This is a genomic window from Sphingorhabdus sp. (assembly GCF_050921905.1).
GTDB lineage: Bacteria > Pseudomonadota > Alphaproteobacteria > Sphingomonadales > Sphingomonadaceae > Sphingorhabdus_B.
The window spans coordinates 2,078,640-2,098,829 of record NZ_CP050888.1 but is presented as its reverse complement, the minus strand read 5'-3'; the positions used below and the strand labels follow the sequence as shown (position 1 = coordinate 2,098,829).

Below are 20,190 nucleotides of genomic sequence, written 5' to 3'. Positions count from 1 at the left end.
CCTTCCTTGTTATCGATTGCGGATTAAAATATGGCGGTTTGATTGTCGTCGGCTAAGGCGATTATACGATAGGATTTTTCGGATGTTTCGCAAACTCACTGACCATATTCTGGTAGCGCCGCAAATTGACGTCGCTGATGTCATGGCCGCTGCGCAAGCGGGCGTAACGCTTATCATCAACAACCGCCCCGAAGATGAATCCGCCGATCAAACGCCAGGTGCAGAAATTGAATCCGCCGCGCGGGCCGCCGGGTTGGACTATGTCGCCATTCCAGTCACGCATGCGGGCTTTGCCGAATGGCAAGTGACCGCAATGGCCGATGCATTGGAATATGCCGACGGCAAAGTGCTGGCCTATTGCCGATCCGGCACGCGCTCGACGTTGCTTTGGGCCTTGGCGCAGGCGTCCAAAGGCGAACATCCTGCCGTGTTGGCCGAAAAGGCAGCGGATGCCGGTTATGATGTAACGCCAGTGACCGCGATGATGGATATGCTGCGCGGGCGGGCTTCGTGACAGCAGAATTGCTGAAGCTGGCGGGGTCAATCGCTGCGATCTTGTTCATCGCCTGGCTTGCGCGGCTCTGGAAACTCGGCGGTGACGTCCGCATCGACAGCGAAGAACAAGCGCGCGAGATTGCCCGTGAGACTTTATGCGGTTTCGAACCCGTCGAAATTGCCATCGACAAGGCCGGTATTGCCGCGTTGATGCGCGATGCCGATGGTCGGCACCTTTTGGTGCAGCGGCATGGCGTGCAATGGGCAGGGCGGCTTCTCGACCACCATAATGACGCGCGGCTTAACCACAATTTCCTCACCATCGGCACAGGCGAAAAAACCTTTGGCCCGGTGACACTCAATCTGGGCGCGCAAGCGCCGCATTGGGCGGCTGGCCTGCGCCATTTGAATGTAGGACGCCCATATGCCTGAACTGTTCAACCCCATTGATTATGCGGTTCCGGCGTTCATCATTCTGATCGTCGCAGAGATGTTGTGGGCGCGGCGACGCGCGCCGGAGAAATATGAACCGCGCGATACGCTAACATCGCTCGCCTTGGGCACGGGCAGCACCGTTGCCGGCGCATTGTCGGGCGCGTTGGTGTTCAGTCTTGCCATGTGGATATACGAACAACGCCTGTTCGATATCGGCTGGGTCTGGTGGGCGTGGCCCTTATGCTTTGTACTTGATGATCTTGCATATTATTGGGCGCATCGTTCGGGGCACCGCGTGCGCTGGTTCTGGGCAAGCCATGTGAACCATCACAGTAGCCAGCATTATAATCTATCGACGGCGCTACGCCAAACATGGACTGGCTTTATCGCGCTTGGCTTTATCTTCCGCATACCTTTGGCATTTTTGGGTTTTCATCCCGCGATGCTGTTGTTCGTCGGCGCGTTCAATCTCATTTATCAATTCTGGATCCACACCGAGGTAATTTACAAATTCCCGCGCTGGGTCGAATATGTCATGAACACGCCAAGCCATCACCGCGTCCACCATGCGACCAACCCGCGCTATCTGGACCGCAATTACGCAGGGACCTTCATCATCTGGGACCGCATCTTCGGAACCTTTACAGAGGAAGTCGAAGGCGAAAAGATCCGCTATGGCATCGTCAAGCAATTGGGCACGTTCAACCTGTTGTGGAGCGTGTTTCATGAATGGATCGGCATCGCCCAGGACCTATGGTCCGCACCATGGCGGCATAAATTTTCTTATATATGGCGTCCTCCGGGCTGGAGCCATGACGGCAGCCGGGACACGTCGGACAGCATTCGTGCGCAATGGCTGGAGAGCCAGCAAGCCAAGGCTGACCCGGCTGTGAACGCATAGCCTATTTACACCCTTGCCAGTAATTAATCGTCCGCTTAAAACTCTTCACGAAGAGGGAGCAGGCGATATGGACGAATTCGACATCATTGTTATCGGCGGTGGTTCCGCAGGCAGCGCAGCCGCCGGGCGGCTGTCCGAAGGTGGCAAATATAAGGTCTGCTTGATTGAGGCAGGCGGCACCAACAATAACATGCTGATCAAGACGCCCGGCTTCATGCCGTTCATCCGCAATGCGTCCAATTATAAATATGAAACCGTCCCGCAAAAGGGCCTGAATGGCCGCACAGGTTATCAACCGCGCGGCAAGGGCCTTGGCGGGTCGAGCGCGATCAACGCGATGGTCTACATTCGTGGCCATAAATATGACTATGACAATTGGGCCGCCTTGGGCTGCGATGGTTGGTCCTATGACGATGTGTTGCCATTTTTTAAACGCTGTGAAGATAATGAGCGCGGCGCAGACGCGTTTCACGGATCGGGCGGGCCACTTTCGGTTTCCGATCAACGCTGGCCGCAAGCGGGTAGCCTTGCCTTTGTTGAAGCCGCTGCCGAATTGCAATTGCCCGTAAATGCGGATTTCAACGGCGCGACGCAGGATGGCTTTGGCTTGTATCAGGTCACGCAAAAGGGCGGCGAACGCTGGACCGCTGCGCGCGCTTATGTCGAGCCGGCGCGTGACCGTATGGAGGTGCTGACTGGCGCACTGACCGAAAAGATCATCCTCGAAAATGGCCGCGCGACGGGCGTTGTCATCCGTCAGGGCCGCAAATGCCGGACGATCAAGGCGCGCGGGGCCGTCATATTATCGGCAGGCGCATTTGGTTCGCCGCAGATCCTGATGCTATCCGGAATGGGACCCGCCGAACATTTGCGCGCGCTTGGCATCGACATTGTTCATGACAAGGCCGCGATTGGTTCCGACCTGCAAGACCATATCGACTATGTCTCCAGCTTTGAAACCCAATCCAAGGATGATTTCTTCGGCGATTCGCTGGCTGGCACGGCCAAGATGGTCATGGCTATCATCGAACATCGGCGCAAGCGCACGGGCGTGATGACCACCTGCTTTGCCGAGGCAGGCGGATTCTGGCGTTCGGACCCAAGCTTGCCCGCGCCCGACATCCAATATCATTTCGTGCCCGCCATGCTGGAAGACCATGGCCGTTCCAAAGTGAAAGGCCATGGCTTTAGCTGCCATGCCTGCGTTCTGCGCCCTGAAAGCCGTGGGACCGTGCGTTTGGCGTCAGCGGACGCCAAAGTCGCTCCGGTCATTGATCCGGCCTTTTTAAGCGATGACCGCGACATGGCGACACTGCGTGCCGGTGTGCGCGCGATGCATCGTATATTCGAAGCGCCTGCGTTGGCCGCTTATAATGGCAAAAACCGGCATCCGGTTGATATCAACGACGACGCGGCCTTGGACGACCTGATCCGCAGCCGCGCCGACACCTGTATACCACCCGGTTGGCACCTGCCGCATGGGGCCGAATGCCGATGATGTTGTTGACCCGCGCCTGAAATATCGGGGCATAGAAGGGCTATATGTGGCCGATGCCAGCATCATGCCCCGTCTTGTTACTGGAAACACCAATGCGCCAAGCATCATGATTGGGGAAAGATGTGCCGAATTCGTCCGCGCTGACTTGCAATAATCTTGCGTAAATGTGGCGCTGCGGTTAACCGCGTGCGCGTTATGGCGATTAATAGAACAGAATATATCAGCACGCGCGGCAACGCAGACAATCTTGATTTTGCTGGCGTCACTCTGACGGGGTTGGCAAAGGACGGCGGGCTATATGTGCCCCGGCACTGGCCGCAATTTTCAACCGACGAAATCGCCGCGATGCGCGGGCTGTCTTATGTGGATCTCGCCGCGCGTGTCATGGCACCTTTTACCGAGGGCGTATTGGACGAGGCGGAGCTGAAGGGCCTGTGCGCCTCGGCTTATGGCTCCTTTGCCCATACAGCGGTTACGCCTTTGGTGCAGTTGGATGGCCAGCATTGGTTACTTGAGCTTTTCCACGGCCCGACCTTGGCGTTCAAGGACGTGGCGCTGCAATTGCTGGGGCAGTTTTTTGTGCGCTTTCTGTCGGGTACTGACACAAAACTGACGATTGTCGGCGCAACCTCTGGTGACACCGGATCAGCCGCGATTGATGCCGTTTCCGGACGCGCGCAGATTGAGATATTCATGTTGCATCCGCACAACCGTGTGTCTGATGTGCAGCGGCGGCAGATGACAACCATCCTTGCGCCAAATGTCCATAACATCGCCATTGGCGGCAGCTTTGATGACGCCCAAGCGATGGTGAAGCGGATGTTCAACGACAGCGATGTCAACGGTCCGCTAACCTTATCTGCGGTCAATTCGATCAATTGGGCCCGCCTGATGGCGCAAGTGGTCTATTATTTCTACGCCGCGCTTCGGTTGGGCGGCCCGGAGCGCAAGGTCGCTTTTTCGGTACCGACCGGAAATTTTGGCGATGTGTTTGCTGGCTATGTCGCCGCGCAAATGGGTCTTCCGATTGAGCGCCTGATTGTCGCCACCAACATCAACGATATTTTGCACCGCGCGCTTTCAAAAGGGGACTATTCGGTGCTTGGCGTGACCCCGACGGCATCGCCATCGATGGATATTCAGGTGTCGAGCAATTTTGAACGCTTATTGTTCGATCTGGAGGGCCGTGATGGTATCGCCACGGGCGCACGGATGAAGTGGTTCGAAAAAATGGGTAAGATGGTGCTGTCGCCCGAAATGCGTAAAAAGGCGACGTTGCTAACCAGCGCACGCACCGATGCCGAACAGATGTCGGCCGCCATGCGCTGGGCCTATGGCGCGACCGATCAAATCATCGACCCACACACCGCGATCGCTTTGCATGCCGCGCGCAATTCGGGTATTCGCCCCGATGTGCCGGTCGTAACCCTGGCGACCGCGCATCCCGCCAAATTCCCCGACGCCGTTGAAAATGCCACCGGCGTGCGCCCCGCTTTGCCTGCGCGGGTATCGCAATTATTTGACCGCGAAGAACGCTTTGATGTTCTGCCCGGCGAATATGACGCGGTGCGTGATTATGTGTTGGCGCGCGCCACGCGTTGAATATGGAACCGGATTTCGTCACCCTGATCAGCGAACCGCGCAGCGATTATACGCTGATCGATTCCGGTCATGGGCGCAAATATGAATCCTATGGCGACCGCCGCTTCATCCGGCCTGAGCCGCAAGCGATGTGGGCCCCGGCATTAGACGAATGGCCCGCGGACGCCGAATTTGTTCCCGGATCAGACGATGATGGCGGCGGTCGTTGGTATAATAACAAACCCGTCCCCATCGATGGATGGCGACTGTCGTGGAATGACGAAGTGCATTTTACCGCGTCCTGCACACCGTTTCGCCATTTGGGCTTCTTCCCAGATATGGACCCGGTGTGGCGCTGGATGCGGGGGCAATTGGCGGGCGTTGCCGACCCGGTTGCCATGAACCTTTTCGGCTATACCGGCGTTGGCACGCTCGCTTTGTCTGCGGCAGGCGCGCAGATGGTGCATGTCGACGCGTCAAAGAAATCGGTTGGGCAAGCGCGGGCCAATGCAGACATGTCGGGCATGGCAGACCGCCCCATCCGCTGGATCGTCGATGACGCCGCCAAATTCGTTGCCCGCGAAGTGCGCCGCGAAAAACGCTATGATGGCATATTGTTAGACCCGCCCAAATATGGCCGCGGCCCCGAAGGCGAAGTGTGGCGGCTGGAGGAGGACTTGCCTGAACTGATCGCCAATTGCCGCAAGCTGTTGGATGCGGAATCGAAGTTTTTGTTTTTGACCGTCTACGCCGTGCGCATGTCCGCATTGGCGCTGGGTGGGCTATTGGAATCGCATTTTGCGGACCTTGGTGGCAAGGTTGAATTTGGCGAGCTGGCGGTACGCGAACAAGGCAGGGGCATGCTTTTGCCCACTGCCATTTTCGCCCGCTGGTCGCGTTAAGGAGTGATATGAGCGACAGTTTAATTCTTGAAGTGCACGATCTTGTCGTCAATGTCCTGACGGGTATTTACAGCCAGGAAACGCATCTGCCGCAACCGCTGCGCATATCGATCAGCACCACGCTCGATATGGCCCCGCATTACGCGCCGGATACACCATTGTCGGCTTCCAAAAATTATATGACGTTGAAAGAGGCGGCGACAAAATTGCCTGAGGACGTGCACTTCACGCTGATTGAGGCGGTGGCCGATCATATCATGGACACTCTGTTCGCCGATGACCCGCGTATCAGCAACATCGTCGTCAAGATCGTCAAGTTGGCGATTGCCGAGGATAATGAGGCGATTGGCATCACCATGTCGCGGGGCCGCACGTGACCGCTAAGCCGCTTGCAATTGTGACAGGTGGCAAACGCAGGCTGGGCGCAGCGATTGCGGCGAAACTTGCAGGCGCAGGCTATGCGCTGGCGTTGGTTAGCCATATGGATACGCCACCGGAGGCTGCTCTGGCAGCGGCGCTCCAGGCGAACGCGCGCGAATGGCACGCATTCACCTTCGACCTCAGCACCGGCGATCCCGCCAGACTACTGGACATGATCGCCACCCATTTTGGTCGCACACCTGACCTTTTGGTGAACAATGCGGCCATGTTCGGGCAAGACGACTGGCAGACGATGACGCTGGAAACGCTGGGGGCGCATTTCCGTTTGAACCTGTTTGCGCCATTATTGTTAGGCCAGGCCTTGGTCCAAACCTCTGGCCCACAGGCGCGCCCCGCCATCGTCAATATCCTCGATCAACGCGTGGTCAATCCGCACCAGGACCAGATGAGCTACACCTTGTCTAAACAGGCGCTTGCAGCGTCGGTGCGTTCCATGGCGGCATCCTTTGCTGGGCGCGCGCGGTACAATGGCGTCGCGCCTGGCTTGGTCATTGCAACCGATGATTATACCGCCGAACAAGAAACGCGGCTGGCCGACATGATGCCCTTGGGCGCATTGCCATCGCCATCGGCTGTGGCGGACGCTGTCGTCTATCTCGCCCAAGCGCAGGATGTTACCGGGCAAGTCATTTTCGTCGACGGCGGCGCGCATCTCAAAAGTTTCGACCGCGACTTCATGCATCTTTAGCGCGCGCCTGCGACCGATTATTGCGCCAACGCACAAATAACTTGCGTTTTAACGATAGTTTCGCCATAGGCATCCCAAGCGCATGAGGCGAGCGGACAATACCGCCGCAGTTTTGGCAGCGTGAGGGCCCAAATAACGGCTCCGCCAAACGAACAAGATGCGTAAGCTTAGAGGCTTCCCATATCACGCAGGGTTGTTTCCAACGGGTCAGCATAAGCTGCTCCCGAACACCTGCTGTTGCGCCTGTGCGGTCCTGATGAAAGGACACGCTTCGTGGGCCGCGACGACTATTTTGAAAGTATAAAAATGTCTTTTTTCCAAGACCTGGGCCTTGCCCAACCTATCCTGAAGGCGCTTGAGGCGGCTGGCTATGATACGCCAACCCCCATTCAACAACAGGCCATTCCACCCTTGCTTGAAGGCCGTGATCTATGCGGTATTGCGCAGACCGGAACGGGCAAGACTGCTGCATTTGCGTTGCCGTCCCTGCACCATTTTGCCACCAAGCCAAAGGCGCGTCAGCAATATAGCTGTCGGATGCTTGTCCTGTCGCCAACGCGCGAACTCGCGGCGCAAATCGCCGACAGCTTCCGCACTTATGGCAAGTTTTTGGGCCTGAAGGTCGATTGCGTTTTTGGCGGCATGCCGATTTTCAGCCAGAAAAAGCGTCTTGCCGGCGGCGTCGATATTCTTGTCGCTACGCCGGGCCGCTTGATCGACCTGATTGAGCAACGCGCGGTCACGTTGAAGGACGTTGAAATCTTCGTCCTTGATGAAGCCGACCAGATGATGGACCTGGGCTTTATTCACGCGTTGAAGCGTATCGACCAATTATTGCCAAAACAGCGTCAGACATTGTTCTTTTCGGCGACCATGCCAAAGGCGATTGCTGAGCTTGGCAACCGTTTTCTGAACAACCCTGTGCGTGTTTCGGTTGCGCCCGCCGCGACCACAGCAGAGCGCGTTGAACAATTCGTGACCTTTGTCGAGCAGCGCGAAAAGCAGACATTGCTGACGCTCAAATTGCAAAGCGAAGAGATTGACCGGGCGTTGGTCTTCACCCGCACAAAGCATGGTGCCGACCGCGTTGTGCGTGGGCTTGCGGGTGCCGGTATCCAATCCGCCGCGATCCATGGCAACAAATCGCAGGGCCAGCGTACGGCTGCGCTGCAAGCATTCCGCGATGGCAAGATCAAGATACTCGTGGCGACCGACATTGCGGCACGCGGCATTGACGTCCCCGGCGTCAGCCATGTGTTCAACTTCGAACTGCCCAATGTGCCTGAACAATATGTCCACCGCATTGGCCGCACCGCGCGCGCAGGCCGTGAAGGTATCGCCATGAGCTTTGTTGCGGGCGATGAGCGTGGCTATATGAAAGACATCGAGCGTTTAACTGGCATCCGCGCCATGACGCTTGGCCTTCCCGAAGGTTTCCGTGCCGCCGTCGCAGCACTGCCGCCCCCTGTTGCCGATAAGAAGCCGCAACAGGCACGTGGCGGTCGCGGTGGTGGTCAACCCGGCGGCGGACGCACCAATTATGCTGGCAAGAAGCTTGGCGGCAATAATGGCGGCACTGGCTTGAACGGCGAGAGCCGTAACCGCACGCACGCGCCGCAAGGTGGCTGGCAACCCGCCATTGGTCCACGCGACGGCAGCCGTGAAGGCAGCCGTGACGCGCGTCCACGCAATGACAATGCCCCTGCCGGTGATCGTCGCCCCACCGCCGACCGCGCATTTGCCGCCCGCAGCGAAAACCGCCGCGACCCTGGCGCACCTGCCCGCAATTACGGTCCCAAAAAGGGCGGGAATGGGAACTATAAGGGCACGGTGAAGCGGGCGGGGTAAGCCTCAATTAACACCATAGCCCTTGTCATTCCCGCGGAAGCGGGAATCCATGGCCTGATATCTCAGCCTACAACAACATTATCGACGCTACCCGGATGAGATAGACCATGGATCCCCGCTTCCGCGGGGATGACAAGCTTTAGCTTAGATCGCCGATCAATGCCTAAAATGCCGCATGCCGGTGAAGACCATGGCAAGGCCAGCGTCATCGGCGGCGGCAATCACTTCGTCGTCGCGCATCGACCCGCCGGGTTGAATGACCGCAGTTGCGCCAGCTTCGGCGGCGGCGAGTAAGCCGTCAGCGAAGGGGAAAAACGCGTCGGAGGCTACGGCGGAACCCAAGGTACGCGGGGCGGCCCAGCCATAAGTTTCAGCGGCCTCCTTCGCCTTGATCGCGGCGATACGTGCGCTGTCACGCCGGTTCATTTGACCGGCACCAATGCCAGCGGTTGCGCCATCCTTGGCATAGACAATCGCATTGGACTTCACATGCTTGGCGATCGTCCATGCAAAGCGGCAATCCGCCAGTTCCTGCGCACTTGGGCGACGTTTTGTAACGACAGTGAATGCATCATCGGCAACATGGCCATTGTCACGTGACTGCACGAGCAAGCCGCCTGTAATCGGTTTGATCGACAGGCCACCGCGTTTTGGGTCGGGCAAATCGCCGGTTAGCAACAATCGCAAATTCTTCTTCTTGGCAAATACCGCCTTGGCCGCATCATCGGCGGACGGGGCAGCCACGACTTCGGTAAAAATCTCGGTAATCGCTTCTGCGGTCGCTGCATCCAGCGGGCGGTTGACGGCAACGATACCGCCAAAGGCCGAGACGCTGTCGCATTCCAGCGCCGCGCGATAGGCGTCGATCAATGTCGCACCCGTTGCCACGCCGCACGGGTTGGCGTGCTTGACGATAACGACCGTCGGCGGGCCATCGCGAAACTCAGCGACCAACTCAAGCGCGGCATCCGCGTCATTGTAATTATTATAGGACAATTCCTTGCCCTGCACTTGCTCGGCCTGGGCGATGCCCGCAATATGCGGCCCAACAGGCACATACAGCGCCGCGCGCTGATGTGGGTTTTCGCCATAGCGCAATTCTGCCGTGCGGTTGCCATTGACGGCAAGCATGTCCGGAAACAGTTGCTGCTGGTCAGCAAAGGCAAACCACTGGCTGATCATGCTGTCATAAGCAGCGGTCGCAGAATAGGCTTTCGCCGCGCATTTGCGGCGGAAGTCATAGCTGGTTTTACCGTCGGTTTCCTCAAGCTCAGCAATCAAGTCATCATAATCGGCTGGATCGGTCAGGATCGTCACAAAGGCATGGTTTTTGGCCGCGCTACGCACCATTGATGGTCCGCCTATGTCGATATTCTCAATGATCTCGTCGCGCGACGCGCCTTTGGCCACCGTTTGCGCAAAGGGATAGAGGTTGACCACCGACAAGGTCGATTGCGCCAATATGGTGCTCGGCCATCGCGGCGGCATGTTCGGGATTATCGCGCACCGCGAGCAGGCCGCCATGCACCATCGGGTGCAACGTCTTAACGCGGCCGTCCATCATCTCGGGAAAGCCCGTCAGCTCACTAATGTCCTTCACCATAAGGCCAGCGGCGCGGAGCGTTTTGGCCGTCCCGCCCGTCGACACCAATTCAACATGCCGCGCCGCCAGCGCATGGCCAAGCTCCACCAATCCAGCCTTGTTAGACACTGACAATAGGGCCCGTTTAATGACGACGTCGTGCATAATTTCATCCTAAATGGCGCAGTTGCCAGCTAATGTGGAGCGCGCCTTTACCCGTATCGGCGGCGATCACAAGTTGTTGGGTCGGGTGCGGCCGACCATTTTGGTCAACCCATAAGCTATCGTCGACCGACAATAGGCCACCGGAGGTGATAAACGCCCAGTTGCTGCCGTCGGCCATGCGCAGCAAAGCGGTGTGCGGTTGGTCTGTGGGTGCGATCTCAATATCTGGCCCCAGATGAAAGCGGACATGCGCTGTCACATCGGCCTGCGGCTTTGCCTGCGGCAACAGCGTATCTTCGCCCCGCAATTCCATGCCGTCGGACCGCAAGATGAGCAGGCGGGCGTGATTATAGCCAAAGCTTGTCGCATAGCCATCATGGCTTGCCTCAATCCGCGTCGCCTGATCAATGTCGCGGCGTTCAAGGTCGACTTCAGTCACGCCCTTGCCCAACTGACCGCCCGGCAGAATGGCGGTCGAATTGGTGTCATTTAGGCAAAGCGTTGAATGCGCCGCCGTGGTCCTCAGGCCGCGTGCAAGCGCCGCCGATATGGCCGCGCCGACAAGTGCCGCACCGCCACAATTGACGATGATCCGCTGCCCATTATGCGACAATTCGAACGCCAGCGTCGAAGCGCAGCCCGACGCCGACTGGCGCGCGAGCGGCGGCGGCCCCGCATCCAGCAAAAGCACGGATTTGCCAGCCGACACACGCTGATAGCCCCAATCGAGCGCTTGGCGATGCGGGCGGGCGCGAACTTCGCTGGCGGCGACAAGCGCGTCGATCCGGTCGGCGGTCATATGCGCCGACCCCTGCCACGCACCAAGGCCGCCATCGGAATGTGTCAGCCCCAACAAGGCAGGCACCGCACGGCCCAACGCCTCTATGAGGAAATCCGGCACCATCTCGCCTTGCGCAACATAGCATTGCTTCAACAGGCTCAATAGGCCGATGAGCTCCATCAACTGGATGGGCGAGCGCGACACAACGCCGCCATCGGGGAAAATTGTGGCGCGCAAGGATTCGGCCAATCCGTCTTCACCCACTGCGCGGCGGATTTTGCCTTCGGGCAATAATAACGACGCGGCAACGACGCCCGCCCAACCCATGGTCTTGGCAAAATGGCTTTGCGCCCTGGGTGCGGACTGGTCCAGATGGCGTGCCACTAGCGCAAAATGGTTGATGACACGCGAACGGTAAATCGGGTCCGAACTACTCAGCAAAAACGGTGATCCGGCGGCCATGTTCAACAGCCGCCAAGCACAATTGTCGACACGCCAAGCCGGCTCGCGGGTCTTCATGCCATTGGCCAGCAACCAGGCATCGGCGATACGCGCCGCGACAGGCGCGCCTTCACCGCGATTGGTTGCGGCCGCAAGATCGCGCAGCCAGTCAAAACGGTGGATATAATCGGTCAGCGATGGCGACAGATCAGGCTGGTCATAATCCAGCGCATCAAACGCTTGTTGTAAGCCCTGATAATGGAATTTGCCCATGCGCAGTGCTTGGCCACGTGCAGAATCGCCCTCCAAAGGGTCCTTCGGCTACCGCCAGAAGGCGCAAAGGCACCTTGCCCTTCAACCGCCCATTGTGCAGCGGCGTGCGCCATGTCAGCTTGTAGAATTCGAGAGAGAGGCGCTCGAGAATATTTTGGCCCGCGCCCTTGGGTCTGACGCTGAAGGCCGTCTGCCGTTGATCCGTACCGTCCTCAAAATTACCGGTCATTCACCCCTCAGCGCCCGGATATTTGCGGCATAATGGCTCTCGCCGCCCTTGAATGTGGCAGTGCCGGCCACCAACGTGTCGGCACCAGCCGATATTGCGAGCGGTGCCGTGTCGGTCGTAATGCCGCCATCGACTTCAAGCCGGATATCGCGCCCCGTTTTCTCGATCATCTTGCGAACGGCTTCGATTTTGCGCAACTGGCTTGAGATAAAACTCTGCCCACCAAAGCCGGGGTTCACGCTCATCACCAAGACAAGGTCAATGTCGTCGATGAGATAATCGAGCATCTTGGCCGGCGTATGCGGATTGAGCACGATGCCCGCCATTTTGCCAAATGACTTGATCAACTGCACCGTGCGATGCGGGTGCGGCCCAGCCTCGGGATGGAACGAGATGATATCTGCGCCAGCGTCGGCAAAATCCTGAATATATTGGTCCACCGGCGCGATCATCAAATGCACGTCGAATGGCTTATCGCTATGCGGGCGGAGCGCCTTTACGACCGCAGGGCCGATGGTGATATTGGGGACAAAATGCCCGTCCATGACATCGACATGGATCCAGTCGCATCCCGCCGCGTCAATGGCGCGCACTTCTTCACCCAGCCGCGCAAAATCGGCGGACAAGATTGATGGCGCAATGCGGACGTCGTTGGACATATGACGCGCTTAGACGCTGGGCTCCGCGCGGGCAAGGCGGTGGCGGGCGTTATACACAGCTTATCGCTCCATGCGCGGCTCGCGCCGATAGATAAACAGGTCGCCAATGACATCATGCGATTCTGCACATTTGGTGAAACCAAGCTTGCCCGCGACATTGCGTGATGCCGTGTTGCCGGGTTCAATGATGCACCGTATTTCGCCCAGTCCTTGCCCGTCCGCCCATAATAATATCGCGGTCATGGCCTCTGTAGCATAGCCCTTGCCCCATGCGTCGGGAATAAATGCCCACCCGGCCTCTGGAAAGCCTTCCAGCTCCTCTATGCCGCGTTCAAACTGCGCCAGCCCGCCATTGCCGACAAAGCGCCCGCTGGCCCGTTCCACAAATGACCAATAGCCATAACCAAGCAACGGCCACATGCCGATGCCCTGAAGCATTTTGCCCCAACTGACATTGCGGCTGCGCGGTTCGCCGCCAATAAACGCGGTCATGCGCGGGTCGGCCCATGCCGCGGCATAATCCTCCCAATGCGCGAGTGAGATGGGTTCAATCGACAAGCGATCAGTCAAAAGTGTGGGTGCCGTGGTTTTCATATATCCCCCCGCCGCCTCACTTTACCGTAGCCCTGAGCAGCAAGCGCGCAAGCGCTTGCGGCTCAGGGCTACGGTATTGATTTTCCACTTTGTCATGCCCGGCGCGCAAACCGCGCCACAAAGAACCCGTCCAAACCGCCCTGCTCAGCCAGCATTGGCGGCATAGTGCGGACATGCCCCTGAGCATTGGCGACAACTCCAGCGGGCAACTCGTCGGCGGTCACGGGCATCGTTGCATATTCGGGATGCCGCGCCAGAAATGCCTCGGCCTGCGCCTCGCCCTCATGCGGTTCGAGCGAGCAGGTGGCAAATACCAAAGCGCCGCCTGGCTTCACCCATCCCGCCGCGCGGTCCAACATCGCGCTTTGAATCGCGGCCAGATTATTGATCGCTTTCATGTCGATACGCTGCAACACATCGGGGTGGCGCCGCATCGTGCCCGTGGCGCTGCACGGCGCATCCAGTAGAATCGCATCGAACGGCTGCGATGGTTTCCAATCCATGACATCGGCGTTTACCCGCTCCGCATTCAACTGCGTCCGTTCCAAATTGGACATCAGCCGGTCCATGCGCCGGGCGCTGTTATCAAGCGCCGTGACCGCAAAACCAGCCGCCGAAAGTTGCATTGTCTTACCCCCCGGGGCAGCGCACAAATCAAGTGCGCGCTTACCCGTGCCATCGCCCAAAAGCCGTGCGGGCAGGCTGGCGGCGATATCCTGAACCCACCAAGCGCCTTCATCATAGCCGTCCAGTTCTTCGACCGCAGTACCGCGCGGCAAACGCAGATGGCCGGGCATCAGGCTAACCCCATTTAGCCGCTCGGCCCACGCATTTGTCTCTGCTGGCGTGCGCAGGGCAAGGTCCAATGGCGGCGGTTCGGACAACGCCTTTTGCGCGCCCGCGATCATGTCATCGCCCCATGCCGGGTGCCAGCGCATCATCACCGCCTCAGGCAGCGACGGCAATTCAGGCAAAGCAAGCTTCAGCGCGCAGCAATGATCCCAGCACGCCATGCACCAGCCGCCTTGGGCCGCCATCGACCAAGGGCAATGCCGTTGCGATGGCCGCATGGGCAGGCGTGCCCAAGCGCAAAATCTGCGCCAGTGCAAGGCGCAGCACCATCCGCGCCTTGGAGTCATCCGGCAGAGCTTGTTTGGTCTTGCTGTCGATGAGAGTATCCAGATCAACCGACCAGCGCAAAGTTTCCTGCGCGATGGCAATCGCCAAGGCGCGATCCGGTGGCGACAGGCCCTTGGTCGCATTGGCGGTGGCTTGGTCCATCGGCGTCCCCATGCGCATCACAGTATCAAGCAACCGCAAGGCAGCGCGGCGCGTGGGCAAGCCAGAAATTTCTTCAGTCATGACCAAGCGCACTAGGCGTCTGCGGCACACAAGTGAAGAGCGGTTCTGCGCGACCCAACTTGCGATACTACATCTTGCAAATGCCTGGATGAAAGCCGATGTTCCATACAAGCCATTTCGCTCAAGGAAGTTCAAACTATGGGCACGCGTCCACCACATGTCAAAGCGCCGGAATATCTTTCCAAAAGCCCGCCAATCCCGGAAGCCAAAGAGGTCGGCCGCGCGCCTGAGCCCGACGCCGAACGACCAGATCCCGTCCGCTATGGCGATTGGGAGTTAAAGGGCGTTGCGATTGATTTTTAGGATAAGCGCCACTTGCTTTAATCCTTGCGGCGTCAAAACGAACCCGTCACCCTGAACTTGTTTCAGCATGACGGAATTTGCCAACATCTTCGTGTCTTCGTGCGAACCAATTCCCCGCACATCAATGGGACCAATGCTCTCACCCCATAAACGGCGCAGAAACCTCTGGCCGGACGCGGACCAGCCGCCCCGTTTTTGTATCAATCATCGCCCAAGTCGTATTCGCCCGCACGATCACCTTGCCCTTGGCATCAACAAAATCGACCCGCCGGTCAAACTGTGCACCCTTGGGTTCGCTCTCGATCCAACTGCGGGCCGTGACGCTTTCGCCCGCCGCAATATTGCCGCGATAGTCAATCTCGTGCCGCGTCACGACCCAATGATACGCCGCGATATGTTCAGGCGCGGCAACCGCCTGCCAATGCGACGTCGCCATTTCCTGAATCCACCGGACCCAGACGGCATTGTTGACATGGCCAAGCGCGTCAATGTCGGACGGGGAGGCGGTGAAATTGCGGATGAAGGGGGTCAATGCCGTCCCTCAATTTCGTTGCGTGCGGCCTCGGTCAGGAAAGCACTGCGCGTCAATTTGCGTGAAGACGCGGCGGCGTCGATGGCGTCCAAAACCCCGCGATCAATCGAAATGTTAATCCGTTGTGGTCGGTTGCTGACATAGACATAAGGCACGGCAAGCAGGAATGCGCCCTCGGCCAAATCGTCGGCGGCCATATCGCGAATTTTCTCTATGGCCGAAGGCTCGGGCGCCTTTTCGCCTTCCAGATACAGCATCACCGCCGCGCTGGCATTTGCCTGCACATCGGCGAGGTCGTCGGCAGCCGAAAAGCAGCCGGGAAGATCGGGGAAATGCACCCCCCATGCGCTATCTTCATCTTTATGCACTACGGCGTGATAGACGATCATCATTTCGAACCTTCTTCAAGCCAACCTGCCATCCGCGCGATGCTGCGCGCGGTGCCAAGAGGCAAATCCTTTTTCGGATGCGGCACCACAACAACCCGCGTATCTTTGCGGAATTTGTGATGCGAACCCTTTACCGCGACTCGCTCAAAGCCCTCAGCCAGCAACCTTTTAACAATGCGCTTGCTGTCGCGTTCCATGGCGTAGCATTAGCCTATGCGCGTATTGGAGTCAAGAAGTGTGTATTTATTTACACACAGGTTTCAATCTCGGGAGCTGTATCAAGTTGGTGAATTTCGCTTGGATGTCTATTCCGTCTACTGAAACTAGATGGCACTATCGACGTTTCATGCTCGTCAATGACGTGCGGATGAAGGGGGCAATAATCTGTTGGCTATCCGAATAGCTCGCTGTGCGACCCCAAACGAGCCAGCGACAGCATTCCGTCCGATTTGGCGTAGATCAAGACAAGATCTGGCTTGATGTGACAATCACGAAAGCCCTGCCAGACCCCGCTCAAGGGATGGTCGGACAAGCGGGCAGGCAATGTATGATCTGTTGCCAGCATTTTCAGCACGGGATTCAATTTCTCATCAAGCTTGGGATCGGATTTCTTTTCGCGCTTGTAGTCGCGTTTGAACCGGGATTGTGTTTCGATTTGGCGCATTAGAGCGCTTCCTCGACGACGTTAGTTCGTGGCGCTGTTGGCACGGCCGCCTGATCAACACTCGGGTTAGGATCGGTCATATCCCTTGCCCCGATATCAAACGCCCATTCGACTAACGAATTGTAGCTGGCTTCTGTCAAACCCGGCGTCTTTTGGATACGATGCCAACGTATAACAAAGTGTGGATTGTAAATGATGGCATTGCTCATGGGTCCGGATTTACCCGGCTTAATGTCGATAAAGCCAAGTTCCTGAAGCTTCAACATTCGAGTTGACCACGTGTATTCACCTCTCTGGCCGCCAAAACCTGACGCATTGGCCATGTCACCGTGCTTGTTTAAGACGACAAAGGAATTATCCCAAGTGCAACACCACAAGGTAAGAAAAGTAGAGGAAACTGGCGCACCCTTTGTCATTTCATCCAAAATTTTAAGGATCAACGGCATAGTTTTGGGGATTGTCGCAAAGCCTTTGTTTGCCTTTCTGTTCCAAAGACGGCCTTCCACATTTGGCCAATGCAAATCCCGCAACGCCAGTTGCTTCTTCGCAATCGCTCCAGCCTCGCGTATCGTAGTCACTGATCTCGCTCCTTCTGTCCGTCCATTAAGCGTCTTAAATTGCAGCTTGGGAGCTTATGCAGCATTTATTAATATTGTTCAATGATTTAACTATGATCTCAATCAGCTCGAAATACTATCATATTGCAATTTAAGCTACCAAGATACTCAATAAAGACTATCTAAAAAATTTAATTGTAACATATATTACTAAATATGTAAATTTCAATAAGTATTTCTGTATCTTATGCTGATTTTAGCTGTGCTCACTGGTGCTCGCTTTCCTGCATTGTGCTGCATTTACTCACCGTGCTGCTGGGATGGTGCAGGAAGGGGGCGCGTCATTGACGACAAGAGAGAAAATCTTCATATGAGATACGTAGCTACAAAGTAGCGCTCAAGTATGAAAGGTGTCTTATGGCTGCTGTTGATGTTGTCCGTGCACGTATTGAAACAGGATTGAAAAGGGAGGCTACCGCTGTACTGTCGGCCATGGGGCTGTCTGTGTCCGACGCAATTCGGCTGATGCTCGTACGGGTCGTCTCCGACAAGGCATTGCCGTTTGACGTTCGCGTTCCCAATGCCGAAACACAAGCGGCGATGCGCGACATCCAAGAAGGCAAGGTGAAGCGCTTTGATAGCGTCGATGCGTTAATGGCCGATCTGAATGATGATGAAACCGACTAAAACTTCAATCCGCCTTTCCCATCTGCCACACAATAAACGCCGCCTCTTCGGCATTTTCGCGCAAGCGTTCGAACCGTCCGGACTTGCCGCCATGGCCTGCGCCCATGTTGGTTTTGAGCAAAAGCACATTGTCGTCGGTCTTCATGGCGCGCAGCTTTGCGACCATCTTGGCGGGTTCCCAATAAGTGACGCGCGGGTCGTTCAGGCCTGCGGTCCATAGCATGGGCGGATAGGCTTTTGCTTCGATATTGTCATAAGGCGAATAGCTGCGGATATAGTCGAACGCGGCTTTGTCGGTGATCGGGTTGCCCCATTCGGGCCATTCGCCCGGCGTCAATGGCAGGTCCTTATCCAACATGGTGTTGAGCACATCGACAAAGGCGACATGGCTAACCACCGCGCCGAACAATTCCGGTGCCTGATTGACCACCGCGCCCATAAGTTTGCCGCCAGCCGATCCGCCGCTTGCGGTCACCTTGCCCTTGCTGGTGAAGCCCAGGTTGATCAGGCCCTTGGCCGCATCGACAAAGTCGTTGAAGGTATTGGTCCGCTTGGTCAGCTTGCCATCCAGATACCATTGATAGCCAAGGTCATCGCCGCCGCGAATATGCGCAATCGCATAGGCAAAGCCACGATCAACCATTGACAGGCGGCTGGCGCTGAAACCCGGCGGCATCGCGTAACCATATGCGCCATAAGCATAAAGATGCAGCGGCTGGCTGCCGTCTTTCTTGAAACCTTTTTTGGTGAGGATGGAAACCGGCACCTTCGTCCCATCGCGCGCCGTGATCATCACGCGCTCGGTAACATATTGGGCAGGATCATATCCGCTGGGGATTTCCTGCACCTTCAATGTTTCCAGACGACCGTCGGCGAGGTGGTAGTCAAACACCGTGTCGGGCGTGACCATCGATTCATACCCCAGCCGCAGCTTCGTCACATCATATTCGGGGTTGTCGCCCAAGCCGGCATCATAGCTTGCCTCAGGAAATTTGATCCGCTCAACCTTTTTGGCATCGGCATAATCGCGGATTTCGACTTGATCGAGGCCGTCAATCCGGCCTTCGGTCACATAGAAATTCTTAAACAACGACAGGCCAGTCAAATAATGGCGGTCGGACCCGGCAATCAATGTTTTCCACTCAGCAGGTGCCTTCATACTGGCGGTGGCCACGCGGAAGTTCACATGATCATCATTGGTCAGAATGAACAATGCGCCGTCGCGGACATCGACGCTATATTGCCGTCCCGTTTTGCGCGGGGATACCATGATGGGCGGCGCGGTCGGATCATTGGCGGGCACCAAGCGCACTTCGCTGGTGACATTGTCGCCCGCGCCAATGACAATCCAATCCTCTTGCGCGGTCAGGCCAACGCCGACACTAAAACCGATATCCTGCTCCTTATACAGCAGCTTGGCCTTGCTGAGTTCATCGCCCAATTTGTGATACCACGCATTGTCGGTGCGCCAATTTTCGTTGGCAAGGCCGTAGACAACGCCCTTGCCGTCCGATGACCAGACAATGCTGGACAATGTGCCGGGGATGATGTCGGCCAATTTTTCGCCGGTTTCCAAATTGCGGAAATGCAGGTCAAAGCGTTCCGACCCATTATCATCATACGCATAAGCCAAAATCTTGCCATCAGGGCTAATTTCGGCAGCGCCAAGACGGAAATATTCCTTGCCCTTGGCGAGCTCATTTTCGTCAAGGATAAGCTGGTCCGTGCCGCCGGCGACGGGCTTGCGATAATGCTTGCGATATTGCGCGCCCTCTTCGAATTTCGACCAATAGATATAGTCGCCATCCTTTTGCGGAACGCTGCTGTCATCTTCTTTGACGCGGCCCTTCATTTCCTGAAAAATCGTTTCGGTCAGCTTGGCCTGCGGTGCCATTTGTGCTTCGAAATAGGCATTTTCGGCATTGAGATGCGCCAATATCTCGGCATCATGTATCGTTGGATAGCTTGCATCGCGCAGCCAGTGATAATCATCGGTAATCGTCACATTGTGATAGGTTGCCTGATGCGGACGCTTGACGGCGACGGGAGGCTTGATGTGCGCGGTGGCTTTTTCGGTCATGGCTTCTTTCTGGGCGAATGCGGGCGAGGATAATGCGCTGGTTGCAAAAATGAGTGGGAGCAGTGCTTTCATGAAACGACTTCCTCGCGTATATGGTTGTCAT

General features: G+C 57.0%; 19 protein-coding genes and 3 pseudogenes. 11 read left to right on the top strand and 11 right to left on the bottom strand.

Going from position 1 to position 20,190, the window contains the following annotated elements; genetic code table 11:
• Nucleotides 1-82: 82 nt before the first annotated feature.
• The 9 genes and pseudogenes from HEQ18_RS10215 to HEQ18_RS10175 all read left to right on the top strand — a co-directional run bounded on the left by HEQ18_RS10215 (nt 83) and on the right by HEQ18_RS10175 (nt 8,789).
• Entirely contained in the window at nt 83-514 is a 432-nt protein-coding gene (locus tag HEQ18_RS10215; protein ID WP_432814628.1) for a TIGR01244 family sulfur transferase, read from the top strand.
• Nucleotides 511-927, top strand: coding sequence for a hypothetical protein (locus HEQ18_RS10210; protein WP_432814627.1), 417 nt, complete (start codon nt 511-513; stop codon nt 925-927). The genes HEQ18_RS10215 and HEQ18_RS10210 overlap by 4 nt, the downstream gene beginning before the upstream one ends.
• Entirely contained in the window at nt 920-1,831 is a 912-nt protein-coding gene (locus HEQ18_RS10205) for a sterol desaturase family protein (protein WP_432814626.1), read from the top strand. The genes HEQ18_RS10210 and HEQ18_RS10205 overlap by 8 nt, the downstream gene beginning before the upstream one ends.
• A gap of 67 nt (nt 1,832-1,898) precedes the next feature.
• A pseudogene (locus HEQ18_RS10200) lies at nt 1,899-3,483 on the top strand (GMC family oxidoreductase).
• Between the two features lie 41 nt (nt 3,484-3,524).
• Nucleotides 3,525-4,931, top strand: coding sequence for a threonine synthase (gene thrC / locus HEQ18_RS10195; RefSeq protein ID WP_432815993.1), 1,407 nt, complete (start codon nt 3,525-3,527; stop codon nt 4,929-4,931).
• A 2-nt stretch (nt 4,932-4,933) separates the two neighbouring features.
• On the top strand, nt 4,934-5,812 hold the full coding sequence (locus tag HEQ18_RS10190) for a class I SAM-dependent methyltransferase (RefSeq protein WP_432814625.1): 879 nt from the start codon (nt 4,934-4,936) through the stop codon (nt 5,810-5,812).
• Between the two features lie 8 nt (nt 5,813-5,820).
• Nucleotides 5,821-6,189 carry a dihydroneopterin aldolase gene (locus tag HEQ18_RS10185; protein WP_432814624.1) on the top strand — a complete coding sequence of 123 codons (369 nt, stop codon included), beginning with the start codon at nt 5,821-5,823 and terminating at the stop codon, nt 6,187-6,189.
• Nucleotides 6,186-6,941: an SDR family oxidoreductase gene (locus tag HEQ18_RS10180; protein ID WP_432814623.1), complete on the top strand. Its 756-nt coding sequence runs from the start codon at nt 6,186-6,188 to the stop codon at nt 6,939-6,941. Before HEQ18_RS10185 ends, HEQ18_RS10180 begins: the two co-directional genes overlap by 4 nt.
• A gap of 306 nt (nt 6,942-7,247) precedes the next feature.
• Nucleotides 7,248-8,789 carry a DEAD/DEAH box helicase gene (locus HEQ18_RS10175; RefSeq protein WP_432814622.1) on the top strand — a complete coding sequence of 514 codons (1,542 nt, stop codon included), beginning with the start codon at nt 7,248-7,250 and terminating at the stop codon, nt 8,787-8,789.
• Nucleotides 8,790-8,945: 156 nt separating this feature from the next.
• On the opposite strand, the pseudogene purH reads toward HEQ18_RS10175, so the two are convergent.
• From purH to HEQ18_RS10150, 5 genes and pseudogenes are all read right to left on the bottom strand, one after another.
• Nucleotides 8,946-10,536, bottom strand: a pseudogene (purH, locus tag HEQ18_RS10170) (bifunctional phosphoribosylaminoimidazolecarboxamide formyltransferase/IMP cyclohydrolase).
• Between the two features lie 4 nt (nt 10,537-10,540).
• The gene (locus HEQ18_RS10165) at nt 10,541-12,031 is read right to left on the bottom strand and encodes a heparinase II/III family protein (protein ID WP_432814621.1); all 1,491 of its coding nucleotides are present in this window, start codon (nt 12,029-12,031) and stop codon (nt 10,541-10,543) included.
• Nucleotides 12,032-12,256: 225 nt separating this feature from the next.
• Nucleotides 12,257-12,919 carry a ribulose-phosphate 3-epimerase gene (rpe, locus tag HEQ18_RS10160; RefSeq protein ID WP_432814620.1) on the bottom strand — a complete coding sequence of 221 codons (663 nt, stop codon included), beginning with the start codon at nt 12,917-12,919 and terminating at the stop codon, nt 12,257-12,259.
• Between the two features lie 60 nt (nt 12,920-12,979).
• Entirely contained in the window at nt 12,980-13,513 is a 534-nt protein-coding gene (locus tag HEQ18_RS10155) for a GNAT family N-acetyltransferase (RefSeq protein ID WP_432814619.1), read from the bottom strand.
• Between the two features lie 92 nt (nt 13,514-13,605).
• Nucleotides 13,606-14,875, bottom strand: a pseudogene (locus HEQ18_RS10150) (RsmB/NOP family class I SAM-dependent RNA methyltransferase).
• Between the two features lie 138 nt (nt 14,876-15,013).
• Here HEQ18_RS10150 and HEQ18_RS10145 point away from each other — a divergent pair.
• A complete protein-coding gene (locus tag HEQ18_RS10145; RefSeq protein ID WP_397580943.1) occupies nt 15,014-15,178 on the top strand; it encodes a DUF1674 domain-containing protein in 165 nt (54 codons plus the stop codon).
• 139 nt (nt 15,179-15,317) lie between these two features.
• On the opposite strand, the gene HEQ18_RS10140 is transcribed toward HEQ18_RS10145, so the two are convergent.
• From HEQ18_RS10140 to HEQ18_RS10120, 5 genes are all read right to left on the bottom strand, one after another.
• Nucleotides 15,318-15,710: an acyl-CoA thioesterase gene (locus HEQ18_RS10140; RefSeq protein ID WP_432814618.1), complete on the bottom strand. Its 393-nt coding sequence runs from the start codon at nt 15,708-15,710 to the stop codon at nt 15,318-15,320.
• Entirely contained in the window at nt 15,707-16,102 is a 396-nt protein-coding gene (locus tag HEQ18_RS10135; protein WP_432814617.1) for a type II toxin-antitoxin system HicB family antitoxin, read from the bottom strand. The genes HEQ18_RS10140 and HEQ18_RS10135 overlap by 4 nt, the downstream gene beginning before the upstream one ends.
• A complete protein-coding gene (locus HEQ18_RS10130) occupies nt 16,099-16,296 on the bottom strand; it encodes a type II toxin-antitoxin system HicA family toxin (protein ID WP_397605181.1) in 198 nt (65 codons plus the stop codon). The genes HEQ18_RS10135 and HEQ18_RS10130 overlap by 4 nt, the downstream gene beginning before the upstream one ends.
• 194 nt (nt 16,297-16,490) lie before the next feature.
• Nucleotides 16,491-16,763, bottom strand: a complete 273-nt coding sequence (locus HEQ18_RS10125; RefSeq protein WP_432814616.1) for a type II toxin-antitoxin system RelE/ParE family toxin — start codon at nt 16,761-16,763, stop codon at nt 16,491-16,493.
• Nucleotides 16,763-17,341 carry a hypothetical protein gene (locus tag HEQ18_RS10120; RefSeq protein ID WP_397605179.1) on the bottom strand — a complete coding sequence of 193 codons (579 nt, stop codon included), beginning with the start codon at nt 17,339-17,341 and terminating at the stop codon, nt 16,763-16,765. Before HEQ18_RS10120 ends, HEQ18_RS10125 begins: the two co-directional genes overlap by 1 nt.
• A gap of 396 nt (nt 17,342-17,737) precedes the next feature.
• Between HEQ18_RS10120 and HEQ18_RS10115 the strand changes: the two genes are divergently transcribed.
• Nucleotides 17,738-18,007, top strand: a complete 270-nt coding sequence (locus tag HEQ18_RS10115; protein ID WP_397605178.1) for a type II toxin-antitoxin system RelB/DinJ family antitoxin — start codon at nt 17,738-17,740, stop codon at nt 18,005-18,007.
• A 4-nt stretch (nt 18,008-18,011) separates the two neighbouring features.
• Here the strand turns inward: HEQ18_RS10115 and HEQ18_RS10110 are convergent, their stop codons facing one another.
• The gene (locus tag HEQ18_RS10110) at nt 18,012-20,087 is read right to left on the bottom strand and encodes a S9 family peptidase (protein WP_432815992.1); all 2,076 of its coding nucleotides are present in this window, start codon (nt 20,085-20,087) and stop codon (nt 18,012-18,014) included.
• Nucleotides 20,088-20,190: the final 103 nt, after the last annotated feature.